The sequence below is a fragment of the Methylocystis sp. L43 genome (genome assembly GCF_015709525.1).
GTDB lineage: Bacteria > Pseudomonadota > Alphaproteobacteria > Rhizobiales > Beijerinckiaceae > Methylocystis.
The window spans coordinates 45,224-57,844 of the sequence record NZ_JADNRA010000028.1 but is presented as its reverse complement, the minus strand read 5'-3'; the positions used below and the strand labels follow the sequence as shown (position 1 = coordinate 57,844).

14 protein-coding genes are annotated in these 12,621 nt (G+C 63.8%); all 14 read right to left on the bottom strand.

Features of this window, described 5'->3' with window-relative positions:
* Window positions 1-26: 26 nt before the first annotated feature.
* The 14 genes from IYX23_RS09565 to IYX23_RS09500 all read right to left on the bottom strand — a co-directional run bounded on the left by IYX23_RS09565 (window position 27) and on the right by IYX23_RS09500 (window position 12,614).
* On the bottom strand, window positions 27-365 hold the full coding sequence (locus tag IYX23_RS09565; protein ID WP_026222881.1) for a P-II family nitrogen regulator: 339 nt from the start codon (window positions 363-365) through the stop codon (window positions 27-29).
* Between the two features lie 350 nt (window positions 366-715).
* Window positions 716-1,591, bottom strand: a complete 876-nt coding sequence (locus IYX23_RS09560; protein WP_196392556.1) for an acyl-CoA thioesterase II — start codon at window positions 1,589-1,591, stop codon at window positions 716-718.
* 14 nt (window positions 1,592-1,605) lie between these two features.
* Window positions 1,606-1,830, bottom strand: coding sequence for a Trm112 family protein (locus IYX23_RS09555; protein WP_196392555.1), 225 nt, complete (start codon window positions 1,828-1,830; stop codon window positions 1,606-1,608).
* Window positions 1,831-1,845: 15 nt separating this feature from the next.
* Window positions 1,846-2,514 (bottom strand): LON peptidase substrate-binding domain-containing protein, encoded by a 669-nt coding sequence (locus IYX23_RS09550; RefSeq protein ID WP_196392554.1) that lies wholly within the window; start codon window positions 2,512-2,514, stop codon window positions 1,846-1,848.
* Window positions 2,515-2,530: 16 nt separating this feature from the next.
* On the bottom strand, window positions 2,531-3,424 hold the full coding sequence (locus IYX23_RS09545; protein WP_246716613.1) for a co-chaperone YbbN: 894 nt from the start codon (window positions 3,422-3,424) through the stop codon (window positions 2,531-2,533).
* A gap of 65 nt (window positions 3,425-3,489) precedes the next feature.
* Window positions 3,490-4,173 carry a tRNA (guanosine(46)-N7)-methyltransferase TrmB gene (gene trmB, locus IYX23_RS09540; protein WP_196392553.1) on the bottom strand — a complete coding sequence of 228 codons (684 nt, stop codon included), beginning with the start codon at window positions 4,171-4,173 and terminating at the stop codon, window positions 3,490-3,492.
* Between the two features lie 140 nt (window positions 4,174-4,313).
* Entirely contained in the window at window positions 4,314-5,504 is a 1,191-nt protein-coding gene (gene metK, locus IYX23_RS09535) for a methionine adenosyltransferase (RefSeq protein WP_196392552.1), read from the bottom strand.
* Window positions 5,505-5,631: 127 nt separating this feature from the next.
* Window positions 5,632-6,000 (bottom strand): helix-turn-helix transcriptional regulator, encoded by a 369-nt coding sequence (locus IYX23_RS09530; protein WP_196392631.1) that lies wholly within the window; start codon window positions 5,998-6,000, stop codon window positions 5,632-5,634.
* Window positions 6,001-6,335: 335 nt separating this feature from the next.
* The gene (gene lnt, locus IYX23_RS09525) at window positions 6,336-7,982 is read right to left on the bottom strand and encodes an apolipoprotein N-acyltransferase (RefSeq protein WP_196392551.1); all 1,647 of its coding nucleotides are present in this window, start codon (window positions 7,980-7,982) and stop codon (window positions 6,336-6,338) included.
* An 81-nt stretch (window positions 7,983-8,063) separates the two neighbouring features.
* Complete coding sequence (locus IYX23_RS09520) at window positions 8,064-9,011, bottom strand: hemolysin family protein (RefSeq protein ID WP_018407819.1); 948 nt, start codon at window positions 9,009-9,011, stop codon at window positions 8,064-8,066.
* Between the two features lie 9 nt (window positions 9,012-9,020).
* Window positions 9,021-9,512, bottom strand: coding sequence for an rRNA maturation RNase YbeY (gene ybeY, locus IYX23_RS09515; RefSeq protein WP_196392550.1), 492 nt, complete (start codon window positions 9,510-9,512; stop codon window positions 9,021-9,023).
* A gap of 2 nt (window positions 9,513-9,514) precedes the next feature.
* Window positions 9,515-10,555, bottom strand: a complete 1,041-nt coding sequence (locus IYX23_RS09510) for a PhoH family protein (RefSeq protein WP_196392549.1) — start codon at window positions 10,553-10,555, stop codon at window positions 9,515-9,517.
* On the bottom strand, window positions 10,552-11,952 hold the full coding sequence (gene miaB, locus IYX23_RS09505) for a tRNA (N6-isopentenyl adenosine(37)-C2)-methylthiotransferase MiaB (RefSeq protein ID WP_210330542.1): 1,401 nt from the start codon (window positions 11,950-11,952) through the stop codon (window positions 10,552-10,554). Before miaB ends, IYX23_RS09510 begins: the two co-directional genes overlap by 4 nt.
* Before the next feature lie 173 nt (window positions 11,953-12,125).
* Window positions 12,126-12,614: a GNAT family N-acetyltransferase gene (locus IYX23_RS09500; RefSeq protein WP_196392548.1), complete on the bottom strand. Its 489-nt coding sequence runs from the start codon at window positions 12,612-12,614 to the stop codon at window positions 12,126-12,128.
* Window positions 12,615-12,621: the final 7 nt, after the last annotated feature.

Below are 12,621 nucleotides of genomic sequence, written 5' to 3'. Positions count from 1 at the left end.
TAGCTCCTGATGTTGCGGAGAGGCGATCAAAGCGCGTCTGTGTCGGTTTCGCCGGTGCGGATGCGGATGGCGCGTTCGAGCGGCGTGACGAAAATCTTTCCGTCGCCGATCTGTCCGGTGCGCGCGGTGTTGGAGATTGCCTGGATCACCTGTTCGACGAGGGCGGCGTCGACGGCGACTTCGATTTTTAGCTTTGGCAAGAAACTGATCGCATACTCTGCGCCGCGATAGATTTCCGTATGTCCCTTCTGACGTCCGTAGCCCTTGACTTCAGTCACGGTAAGGCCGTGCACGCCGATGTTGGTCAGCGCGTCGCGGACCTCATCGAGCTTGAACGGCTTGATGATCGCTGTGACGATTTTCATCTGCCAATCCTGTTGGTTATCGACCTCGTTGGCGAGCGTCGCTCGCGTGACGGCGGCGTCTCTTGATTGCAAGTCGCGGGGAGGACGCCGCCGCGTCGGCGACTTGCCGCTTTCAAATGCCGTGCCAGCCGCGCTGACGCCTGAAATCTACCGACCGGACGCGTATCTGCTGTGACGGCGACGGCGCCGCAGCTTGCAGCGGGTTGGCTATTGCCTTTGCGGGCCTCAATTATGCGCGAGATCGGCGGCGTCCGCGGCTCGCCCGAGCGCTTTCGCTTAGGGCGCCGCGGGCCGGTTCGACGCCTAGTTGTTACGCAGACTTTCGACGGCTGCCTGAAATCTAGGCAGGCTCAGGATCGCGCCGAGTCGCGCCGGCGCACCAGGCCTTCCTGGCTCACGGAGGCGACGAGGCGTCCCTCGTGGGTGAAGATCTGCCCGCGCGTCAGGGCGCGCGCGCCGCCGGCCCACGGGCTTTGCTGCGCATAGAGCAGCCATTCGTCGACGCGCAGCGGCCCGTGAATCCACAGGGCGTGATCGAGGCTCGCCACCTGGATCTTCGGATCGAAGATCGTCAGGCCGTGAACGAGCAGCGCCGTGTTGAGCAGCGTCATATCGGAAAGATAGGCGAGCAGCGCCGTGTGAATGGCGGGGTCGTCCGGGACCGCGCCGCGCACGCGAAACCAGATCATCTGGCCGGCGGCGCGGCGTTCGGGAAAAAATACGTCGTCGGGCGCGACGACGCGCATATCGAGCGCGCTTCGCCGCTTCAGCCAGCTCTCGGCCTGTTCCGGAAGGAAGGCGCGAAAACGCTCGACGAGCGCATGCACGTCGTCGAGACTCTCTGGGTCCGGCGCGTCCGGCATAGGGGCGGCGTGCGCGAGACCTTCTTCTCGCCGCTGGAACGACGCCTCCATTGAGAAGATCGTGCGTCCGCGCTGCATGGCGTTACAGCGCCGCGTCGTGAAGCTCCTGCCGTCGCGGACGCGTTCGACGGTGAAGTCGATCGGAATCGAGGGATCGCCGGCGAGGACGAAATAGCCGTGCAGCGAATGAACGGGGCGGTCTTTGGGCGCCGTCCGCGTCGCGGCGACGAGCGCCTGAGCCACGGCCTGACCGCCATAGACCTGACGGCCGGAAGAGGCCGGGCTATGGCCGCGGAAGAGGTCTGGTCCGACCTCCTCGAGATCGAGAAGCGCCAGAAGCTTGGATGGCGCGGTTTCGTCCATTGCGGACGAGCCGGTCAGTCGATCTGGCGCGCCTCTTCGGGCAGCATGATCGGAATGCCGTCCCGGATCGGATAGGCAAGCCGCGCCGATCGCGAAATGAGTTCCTGGCGCGCGTTGTCATATTCGAGCGTCGTCTTCGTCAGCGGACAGACGAGGATTTCGAGCAGGCGCGGATCAATCCGCGTCGGCTCCGCAGGGGATTCGAGTCTCTCGGCGCCGGAATCGCGTTCGTCAATCATGGTCGTTAATTTCCTTCAATGCCATTGCGGCCGGTCGCCGTTTCGTTGCGCGAGATCGAGCTTCGCGAGCGCGATAAGCGTTTCCGCGCGGGTTTTCAGATCGATGGCTTCGATCAGCGCTTGCTTGTCATTGGCGCCGAACGGACACATCATCGCCAGCGCGTTGACGAGCGTCTCCGTCGGCGCCGCGTCTATGCTCGCCCAGTCGACTTCAAGTTTCGAACATTCGGCGAAGTTGCGCAACATGGACACCATGCTTTCGCGGTCGACCGCGTCGGCGCCGGCGCCTGTCGTCAAATCCTCTAAGAATTCGTCATATCCGACCTGACACTGCCGGTATTGCGTCCGAACTCTAAGCTCCTCGAGAACGCGAAACCGCGCCACGCCGGTGAGGGTGATGAGATAGCGGCCGTCTCCGGTTTCGGCGAGGCGCGTGATCCGTCCGGCGCAGCCTACATCATAGAGTTGCGTCGCTTCGCCGATCGTCTCGTCGCCCGGCAGCGGCTGGATCATGCCGATCAGGCGCGCGCTGGCGATCGCGTCGTCGACCATTGCGAGATAGCGCGGCTCAAAAACATTGAGCGGCAGTTCGCCGCGCGGCAGCAATATGGCGCCCGCAAGCGGGAAGAGCGGTAGAACCCTCGGCAATTCGTCGATGTCGGCGTAGGGACGGTTCAGGCTCATGTCGGCGAACGCCTCCCTAGGAGTAGAGCAGCGTGGACAGCCGCCGCCGTGCGTTCACGGCCGCCTTATCCATCGGTCCCCACGCCTCAAAAAACTGAATGAGCTGCTTTCTTGCGCCATCATCGTTCCAACTACGGTCGCGGCGGATGATTTCAAGCAGCGCATCCGCCGCTTCCTCGCGCAGTCCTTTCGCGTTGAGCGCGAGCGCGAGATCGAAACAGGCCTGCAGGTCGTCAGGATGGCGATCGACGCGATTTCTCAGTTCGTCGATCTCGCCGAGATCCTGGGCCTGCTGGGCGTTCTGAAGCGCGGCCCCAGCCGCCGCGACGCCGCTGTCGCGGCGAATGGCGTCGGGAAGGGCCTCAAACAGCGCCCCCGCCTCATCGAAGCGCCCTGAGTCGATATATAGACGCAGCAAGACGGCTGCGGCCCTGGCGTTGGGCGGTTCGCCGCCGGCGAGTTCGCTCAGCAGCGATTCCGCGCCGGCGAGATCGCCGTCCGCGATCATCGCCTGCGCCGCTTCGAGCGCATCGCCCTCGTCCTCGATCGGGCCGATGAGCCGCTCCAGGAAGCCCTTGATTTGACTTTCGGGCAGCGCGCCGACGAAACCATCGATCGGTCGTGCGCGCTGAAACGCCACGACGGCCGGAATCGACTTGACGCCAAGCTGATCCGCGATCAGCGGATCGGCGTCGATATTCATTTTGACGAGCGCGATCTTGCCGCCGGAGGCGGCCACCAGACGCTCGATGACGGGCGCGAGCTGGCGACAGGGGCCGCACCATGGCGCCCAGAAATCGACGAGCACGATCTGCCGCATCGAAGCGTCGAGAACGTCGGCGCGGAAACGATCCGTGGTCGTTTCGATCGGCGTCGTCGGCGCGTTAGCCATTCCCGCCGTCTCAACCATGCGCGTCTCCCTTTGTCGCCATCATCGGCCGTGTGATCTTGAAGGCTTTGCAGCTTCGAGGCGGCTTAGCGCAGCGCCCGGATGAAGCTCAGATAGACCGGATTGCGGCCTTCGGCCATGGCTTTGGCTTCATATTTGGTTCGAGTCCAACCTGACCATGGCGTTCGCCAGTCCTCGGCGCGCTGCGCGCGCCAGCGGAAGGCTGGGTGGGCGCGCAGCCGCGCCAAGGTCCAGGCGGCGTAATCGTCGATATCCGTCGCAAAGCGCAGCTCCGCGCCCGCATGCATCGCCCGCGCCAGACGGTCGAGATTTTCTCGCGCCACGAAACGCCTCTTGCGCTGGCGCCTCTTTGGCCAAGGATCTGGGTAAAACAGATACACGCGCGACAGGCTGTCCTCCGGCAGCCAGTCGAGCACATCTGCGGCGTCGCCTTGATGCAGGCGGATATTCGTCAGTCCACGCTCGTCGATTCGGGCGAGGAGCTTCGCCATGCCGTTGAGGAAGGGCTCGCAGCCGATGAATTCGACCTCGGGGCTGTCGCTCGCCGCCGCAATCAGATGCTCGCCGCCGCCAAAGCCGATCTCGAGGCGCCTTTCGCGGGCCGTTGGCTCCGGCGGTTGCGCAAGGTCGAGCGACAGACGCGGCAAGAGCTCGTCGATCAGCGTCGCCTGACGTTTTCTGAGCGCCTTGCCTTTCGAGCGGCCATAGAGACGGGCATGAGCGCCGCGTTGCTGAGAGGTCTCGCTCATAAGCGCTAACTGGCCGCGATCATGCTAACGTCACTCTGTTCATGGCCGGCTTGCGCCCGCCATGAACAGAGCCATCTGGCGACGGAAATTTCCCCGCTGCGGCCTTCGCGTTCCGAGCCGTTCGTCGATTTTGGCGGAAGTTACGCGAAATGCGACTTCAGCTGGTCGACGAGATCGGTCTTCTCCCAGGAGAAGCCGCCGTCCGCATCAGGCGTCCGGCCGAAATGGCCGTAGGCGGAGGTGCGGGCGTAAATCGGCCGATTGAGCTGAAGGTGCTCGCGAATGCCGCGTGGCGAGAGGCGAATGAGCTGCGGCAGCAGCTCTTCGACTTTCTCCTCGCACACATGGCCGGTGCCATGCAGATCGACATAGATCGAGAGCGGCTCGGCGACGCCGATCGCGTAGGACAGCTGCAGCGTGCAGCGGTCGGCGAGCCCGGCCGCGACGACGTTTTTGGCGAGATAACGCGCGGCGTACGCGGCCGAACGATCGACCTTGGTCGGATCCTTGCCGGAGAACGCGCCGCCGCCATGCGGCGCAGCGCCGCCATAGGTGTCGACGATGATCTTGCGGCCGGTCAGGCCGGCGTCGCCGTCGGGCCCGCCAATGTAGAACTTACCGGTCGGATTGACGTGCCAGACGGTCGTGTTGGTGATCCAGCCGTCGGGCAGCGCATTGCGGATATAGGGCTCGGCGATGCTGCGAATGTCGGCGGGCGACAGGGTCTCGTCGACGTGCTGATGCGACAGCACGATCTGCGTCGCCTCGACTGGCTTGCCGTCGGCGTAGCGTACCGTGACCTGGCTCTTGGCGTCGGGACCGAGGCCTTTTTCCTTGCCGCTATGGCGCGCCTGGGCGAGCAGCTCCAGAATCTTATGCGAATAATAGATCGGCGCCGGCATCAGTTGGGGCGTTTCGCGCACGGCGTAGCCGAACATGATGCCCTGGTCGCCCGCGCCTTCGTCCTTGTTGCCGGCGGCGTCCACGCCCTGCGCAATATCGACCGACTGCTCGTGCAGCAGCACTTCCACATTGGCGGTGTTCCAGTGGAATCCTCGCTGCTCGTAGCCGATGGCGCGAATCGCGCCGCGTGTGATCTCGATTATGCGATCGAAGGGAACATGCGGCCCGCGGACTTCTCCGGCGATGACCACGCGGTTTGTCGTCGCGAGAGTCTCCGCCGCGACGCGAATGGCGTAGGGGTCGATGCCGGCCTTGGGGCCTTCACGGAAGAATTCGTCAACGATTTCGTCTGAAATACGGTCGCAAACCTTGTCCGGATGGCCTTCGGAAACGGACTCGCTCGTGAAAAGATAATTTTTCCGGGTCACTTCCAAATCTCCGATGGCTTTGAGGAAGAGTCGAACAACTGCGGAGCAGGGGGAGTCATCTGCCAGCGCCCGTTCGGTGCGTCAAGCCGAAAAGGCCAAATCGTTCGTTTTGGAGAACGACATTCTTTTACTCCCGTGGCGGCTCGGACTGCTCTGCGAGCGTCGTCACGAGATCCAGCACGCGCTTTCGCACCTTGGGATCGCGGATGCGTGCGAATGCGCGATTGAGATGCAGGCCTTCCGTCGTCGATAAAAAATCGACGACATATTGCGATGAAGACTCCTCAGCGAATCCGTCGGACGTCGCGGGCGCGCCGCTCGTTGGCGCGCCTTCGAAGAAAAAGGACGGCGGCACGTTCAAAGTCTTCGAAATCTGCTGCAGGCGGCTCGCGCCGATACGATTGGCGCCCTTCTCGTATTTCTGCACTTGCTGAAAAGTCAGTCCGAGCGCGTCGCCGAGCTTCTCCTGACTCATTTTCATGAGGATACGCTGCATCCGAACGCGGCTGCCGACGTGACGATCGATCGGATCTGGCGCCTTCTTCAACGTTACCGCCTCCTGCACAGTTGTAGCCGAATCCTCGCCGGGCGCGCAACCTACATTGCAGGTAGGTGCATGAAATTCAAGAAGATTTCAGTTAAGCACGGTTGAGCGGCGATCTTGCCGGCGACGGGCAGTCTACATTTCCCCGCCTGCGTCGATAGCTGCGCGGCCTGGAACCGCGAAAAGTTGCAAGGTTCGAAGGATCGAAGAAAGCGCTCTGCCTGCATGCAAGCGGCGTCTTTTCGCCGCGGGCGGATCATCGAACGCCCGACGAAGCGGGAGCGACTTTATGGCCGGCGGCGCCGCACGACGCCGAGCAAGGCCAGGGCCGTCGCGAGGGCAAGGAGCGCCGGGAACGCCAGCGCGCCGTAAGCGGCGAAGACGGTGGGCGCCGCCTCCCTCGGCAGACGCCCGTCGATGAGGCCTTCTTCGCCGAGCGGCAGCGACTGAAGGACGCGTCCATAGGCGTCGGTGATCGCCGAAACGCCGGTATTGGCGACGCGGATCATTGGCAGCCCTTCTTCGATGGCGCGCAGGCGCGCCTGGACCAGATGCTGATAGGGGCCGGTCGTGCGGCCGAACCATCCATCATTGGTGACGTTGAGGAACAGACGGGGGCGATCGGCGGCGTCGCGCTGGATCGTCTCGCCCGAGAAAATCGCTTCGTAGCAGATGAGCGGCGCAATTGGCGGCAGGCCAGGCGCCGCGAGAAGGCGCGGACCCGCGCCGCGGTCCCATATGCCCGGAACGAGGTGATTGATTCCAAGCGGCCGGAGCAGGTCCTCCAGCGGCAGATATTCTCCGAAGGGGACGAGATGCACCTTATCGTAAAAGGCGACGATCGAGTCTCCCTTGAGCGCCTCGATCGAATTGAAGATCCTGCCCCGCCGTCCGTCGCCGTCGCCTTCGGCCCTGGCCGCCCCGGTCAGAAGAACGCCGCCCTTGAGCGCGCGGGCGATCGCCGCCAGCGCTTCCGGGTGGCTTGAAATGACGTAGGGAAACGCCGATTCGGGCCAGACGAGATGGGTGACCTCGGCGAGGCCGGACGGCCGCGCGTTTGTCGCGCGCTCCGACAGGTCGAGATAGTGATGCAAGATTTTCGCGCCGTTCTCGGGGCGAAATTTCGCATCCTGAGGGAGATTGGGCTGCATCAGGCGCAACGCCACGCCGTCGACATATTCCGTCTTGTTGGCGCCCAGCCGAAACACGCCATAGGCGAACATCAGCATGGCGAGCGCCGCCGCGGCGAACATCGTTCCGCCGATGCGGCGGGCGCCGCGCGGCGCGCGATCGATGAGCGTCGCCGGCGCGGCGAAAATCACGATCGCGATGACGTCGAGCCCGTGCAGGCCGACGAGAGAGGCCGTCTGCGCGAGCGGCCCGGCGCCGGCGAGCGCCATGCCGAAATCGTTCCAGGGAAAGCCCGTGAACAGATGCCCGCGCAGCCACTCCGCGGCGCCCAGTCCCGCGGCGAGCGCGAAGACGCGGGCGCCGCCAGGCGACCACAAGAGGCGCGCGACAGCGAAACCTGCGGCGGGAAAAACCGCAAGAACCGCCGGCAAGCCGAACACGGCGAGCGGCAGCGCCCAGGCGAATTGGTCGGCTTCGACGAGCATTGCGGCGCCCATCCACCAGAGGCCCGCGACGAAATAGCCGAAGCCCAACCACCAGCCGGCGCCCGCCGCCGAGAGAATCGGCGCGAGGGCAAAGCGCGGCGAGTCTTCGCCGTCCGCCGCGCCGTCGATCAGCCAGACGGCGAAGGTGAGCGGGACGAACATCGCCGGGATGAAATCAAAAGGCGCAAGGGCGAGAGCGCCGGCCGCGCCGGCGCAGAACGCGATCGCGCGGCGCGTCCAGCCGCGGGCGAGGACAATACGTTGCAAAAGAGCTGGCGCCGACGCGCGCACGCCGGCGATTTCGGCAATCTGCGCCATCGATCCTCGAAGCGCTGCGAATCGGCAGGCTGACTTTACAGCGGATTTAGCAGACAAATTTATGCGCGCGCGAAGGATATCTCACGCCGGCCGGCGCGACCGCACGCGCAGCTTGCCGACGCGCCGCGGATCGGCGTCGACGATCTCGAATTCGTGGGAGTCGACCGGCGTCGCGATGATCTCGCCGCGCATCGGAACGCGGCCGGCGAGCCACGCGACCAGACCGCCGAGCGTCGTCACCTCGGCGGGCGTGTCTTCAAGTCTGAAGTCGACGCCGAGCCGCGCCGTCACTTCGTCGAGATCGGCGCGCCCGTCGATGATGAAATCGCCGTTTTCAAGCTCGACGAAGCCCGACTCGTCGATGACGTCATGTTCGTCCTCGATGTCGCCGACGATCATCTCCATGATGTCCTCGATAGTGACGAGGCCGTCGGTGCCGCCATATTCGTCGATGACGAGCGCCAGATGCGTGCGCGTCGCCTGCATGCGGATCAACAGATCGAGCGCCGGCATAGAGCGGGGCACGAAGAGCACCGGCTTGAGCAAATTCGCCTGCGACAGCGGCGTGTCGAAGTCGATCTTTCTCGGTTCGACGGTCGTCGCGTCGGCGCCTTGGGGCCGATCGGCGCAGCACGCGATATGATTGACGAAATCGCGGATATGGATCATCCCGCGCGGATCGTCGAGCGTATCGGCGTAAACCGGCAGGCGCGAATGGGCGGCGGTGCGAAACAGCTCCAGGGCTTCGCGCAGCGGCGCGTCCAGCGAGATGGCGACGATGTCGGCGCGGGGGATCATCGCGTCGTCGACGCGCATGTCGTGCAGGCCGAGGACGTTCTTCAAGAGCGCCCGCTCATGCGGGGTCACGTCGCACGCCGACTCTTCGAGCCTATCCTCGATGTCCTCGCGCACCGAGGCCGGCGCCAGACCGAGCAGCCCGCGCAGCCTGTCGACGAGGCTCAGGCGTGGTCCATCGCCAGTTCGTCTGAATGGAATTGGATCGTCGGCGTTATCGTATGGCGTCGACATGCGCTTTGTTCAATTCGCTCCGCCGGCCGGCCCGTCTGCGTCTTCCGCATAGGGGTCGGGAAATCCAAGCGCCGTCGCGATCTTACGCTCCAGCGCTTCCATCCGCTCGGCCTCGGCGGCGGTCTCGTGATCATATCCGATTAGATGCAGAAATCCATGCGCGATCATATGCGCCGTGTGGGCGCGCAAAAGCGTGCCCTGTTGCTCCGCCTCTCTGGCGACGGTTTCGAAGGCGATGATAATGTCGCCAAGCAGAGGCTTGCGCCCAAGCGGGCCAGGCGTCGGAAAAGACAGCACATTCGTGGGCTGATCCTTGCCGCGCCACTCGGCGTTGAGTTCCTGGATCGCCGCGTCGTCGCAAAATGTGACGCTGATTTCACATTCCGGCGCGAGCGTGGCCGCGCTTAGGGCAAGACTCTGGCGAACGCATTGTTTCGTCAAATCTTCCAGATCCTCGACGCGCCGCCAGGCAGGCGCCGCGACATTCACGTCGATCTCCAAAGTCAGTCCCCGCGCGTCTGCTTGTTGGCGCGCGCGGCGCGCTCATAGGCTCCAACGATTTGCCGAACGAGATCGTGACGCACCACGTCGCCTTCCGAAAATCTCACGCGGCCGACGACGTCGAGATTGGCGAGCAGGTTCACGGCTTCCGAGAGGCCGGATTTCTGCCCGGGAGGCAGATCGGTCTGCGATGGATCGCCGGTGACGATCATCCGCGAGCCTTCGCCGAGCCGAGTGAGAAACATCTTCATCTGCATCGAACTGGCGTTCTGCGCCTCGTCGAGCAGGATACAGCTTCGCGTCAGCGTTCGTCCGCGCATGAACGCGAGCGGCGCGACTTCGATGAGACCCGTCTGCATGCCGCGCTCGACCATCCGCGCATCCATGAAGTCATGCAGCGCGTCGTAAATCGGGCGGAGATAGGGGTCGACCTTGTCGCGCATATCGCCGGGCAAAAAGCCGAGACGCTCGCCGGCCTCGACGGCGGGACGGGAGAGAATCAGCCGTTCGACCGCGCCTTGCTCCATCAGCTGCACGGCATGGCCGACCGCGAGCCAGGTCTTGCCCGTGCCCGCTGGACCTTCGGCGAAAACCAGTTCGTAGCGCTTGAGCGCCCGCAAATACTGGTCCTGCGCGGCGTTGCGCGCGCGCACTGACCCGCGTTTGCGGGTCAGGATCTGCTCGAAAGCGCCGCGTGAAGGCTCCGAATCGGGAAACAGGCTGCGTTGGCGCGCTGATTCTTCTATGGCGCCGTCGACGTCGCCCAGCGTGATCGTCTGACCCATCGCGACGCGCTCATAAAGCGCCTCCAGCACGCGTCGCGCATGTTCGCAGGCCTCGGACTTGCCTTTGAGCGTGACGTGATTGCCATTGGCGAAGGAGGCGACCCGCAAGCGTCGTTCGATCTTGGCGAGATTCTGGTCGTAGAGGCCGAAAACGAGCGAGGCGTGACGGTTGTTTTCAAAGGCGAGCGTGATTTCCGCTTCCGGGTCAACAGGCTCCGGTCCCCGTGCGGCGAGCAACGGGTCGTCGATGGTCGTCAAGCCTTCGCCTCCTCGCTCATGAGCCGTCCGCTCAAGGAATTCGAGCCCGCCGCGATGATCTCCACTCTGACTTCGCGGCCAACGCACGCCATGGGGCCTTCAACATGCACAGCCTGCATATAGGGACTCTTGCCCCCAATTTGCCCCTCGTGCCGACCGGCTTTTTCAAAGAGCACGTCGAGTTCTCGGCCGACCGTCGCCGCGTTGAAGGCTTGCCGCTGCTCTTCAAGCAAAACCTGTAGCGCCGCGAGGCGTTCGCTCTTGACGGTCTCGTCAATTTGATCGTCGCGGTCGGCGGCGGGCGTGCCGGGCCGAGGCGAATATTTGAATGAAAAGCTTGAAGCGAAGCCCACAGCGCGGGCGAGCGCCATCGTCGCCTCGAAATCGGCGTCGCTTTCGCCGGGAAAGCCAACGATGAAGTCCGACGACAGGGCGACGTCCGCGCGCGCCTTTCGCAGGCTTTCGACGATGGAGAGGTATGCGTCTGCGCCGTGCTTGCGGTTCATGGCTTTCAGAATGCGGTCCGAACCGGATTGAACCGGCAGATGCACAAAGGGCATGAGTTTTGGATTTGCGCCATGCGCGTCAATCAGCTCCTGCGCCATGTCGACCGGATGACTTGTGGTGTAGCGCAGGCGCGCCAATCCTTCGATCTGCGCCAGCCGGTCGAGAAGCTGCGCAAGGCTTGCCTGCCGGCCGTCGCCATCCGGACCGAGATAAGCGTTGACGTTTTGGCCGATCAGCGTGATCTCGCGCACGCCGGCGTCGACGAGGCGCATGGACTCGGCGATGATCTCGGCGACGGGACGAGATGCTTCGGCGCCGCGCGTATAGGGCACGACGCAAAACGAGCAGAACTTGTCGCATCCTTCCTGCACGGTGACGAAAGCCGAAACGCCGCGGGCGCGAATCTGCGCGCGACCGGGAGCGGGCAGGACGCGAAATTTGTCCTCGACGGCGAAATCCGTGTCCGAGACCCTTGCGCCGTTCTTAGCCTGGCGCAGCAGCTCCGGCAGTCGGTGATAGCTCTGCGGACCGACGACGACATCGACGGCGCGCTGGCGCTTGAGCACCTCTTCGCCTTCAGCCTGGGCGACGCAGCCGGCGACGACGATTTTCATGTCGCGGCCTTGCGCGTTCAGCGCCCGTTTGGCGATCGCAAGCTTGCCGAGTTCGGAATAGATTTTTTCCGCGGCCTTTTCGCGAATATGGCATGTGTTGAGAATGACGAGATCGGCGTCTTCTTCGCTCTTGGTCTCGGCATAGCCCTCGCGGCCGAGCAGGTCAGCCATGCGCGTCGCGTCATAGACGTTCATCTGGCAGCCGTATGACTTGACCAGAACTTTGGATAGTCGTGCCGCTTCTGACCGCTGAGGTTTGGATCGCGCCTCAATCAGTTCTTTGACGTCTGTGACTATTTTTCTGCTCCATCGCTCGCCCGGCGACTCGGCGCGCCGCCCGAGCGGACTCAGTATACGACTTTTTTTGCGCCTTAGCGCCGCAAGAGGGCTCTGCACTCATATTTTCTGAACTGGCCCGCTGTCACAGCCGTCCCCGCGAGCGTGCATATTCAGATTTCCAGCCGCAGAGCGATCGCCGCGCGCCGCTCGCCGTTGGCGCGTTGATAGTAATTTTCGCGCCTGCCGATCTCCTTGAAGCCCTCGCGTGCGTAGAGCTTCAGCGCGGCCTCATTGTCGTCGGCGACCTCCAGAAAGACGAGGCGGGCGCCGCCGCGCTCGAGATTTTCGAGATGCTTTTCAAGAATGCGCCGGCCCAGTCCCGCGCCGCGTCTGCCAGGGTCGACGGCGAAAGTGAGGACTTCGGCGTCGGGCGGCGTCAGCCGCGAGAGAATGAAGCCCCCTAGCTCGCCTCTGCGACCTTCGGGAACCGCCCCGTCGGCGACGATGTGCGGGTCCGTCAAATAATTTTCAAAATCGATTTTCGACCAACCAAAAGCGAAAGACGCCCCGTGCAGACGTTCGCAGTCATCGGCGCGCTCCGCCCCGATGGGTTCGATGACGAATGTCGGCTTGGCGAAGAAGGACGAAAGCAGCGTCATGGCGCAA

Coding starts and splice junctions, on each gene's coding strand:
- IYX23_RS09550 (WP_196392554.1), bottom strand. CDS start 2,514: ATGAGCCTGAACCGTCCCTACGCCGACATCGACGAATTGCCGAGGGTT.
- IYX23_RS09545 (WP_246716613.1), bottom strand. CDS start 3,424: ATGGTTGAGACGGCGGGAATGGCTAACGCGCCGACGACGCCGATCGAA.
- trmB (WP_196392553.1), bottom strand. CDS start 4,173: ATGAGCGAGACCTCTCAGCAACGCGGCGCTCATGCCCGTCTCTATGGC.
- IYX23_RS09520 (WP_018407819.1), bottom strand. CDS start 9,011: ATGTCGACGCCATACGATAACGCCGACGATCCAATTCCATTCAGACGA.
- IYX23_RS09555 (WP_196392555.1), bottom strand. CDS start 1,830: ATGATTGACGAACGCGATTCCGGCGCCGAGAGACTCGAATCCCCTGCG.
- IYX23_RS09565 (WP_026222881.1), bottom strand. CDS start 365: ATGAAAATCGTCACAGCGATCATCAAGCCGTTCAAGCTCGATGAGGTC.
- IYX23_RS09500 (WP_196392548.1), bottom strand. CDS start 12,614: ATGACGCTGCTTTCGTCCTTCTTCGCCAAGCCGACATTCGTCATCGAA.
- IYX23_RS09530 (WP_196392631.1), bottom strand. CDS start 6,000: ATGCAGCGTATCCTCATGAAAATGAGTCAGGAGAAGCTCGGCGACGCG.
- IYX23_RS09560 (WP_196392556.1), bottom strand. CDS start 1,591: ATGGACGAAACCGCGCCATCCAAGCTTCTGGCGCTTCTCGATCTCGAG.
- lnt (WP_196392551.1), bottom strand. CDS start 7,982: ATGGCGCAGATTGCCGAAATCGCCGGCGTGCGCGCGTCGGCGCCAGCT.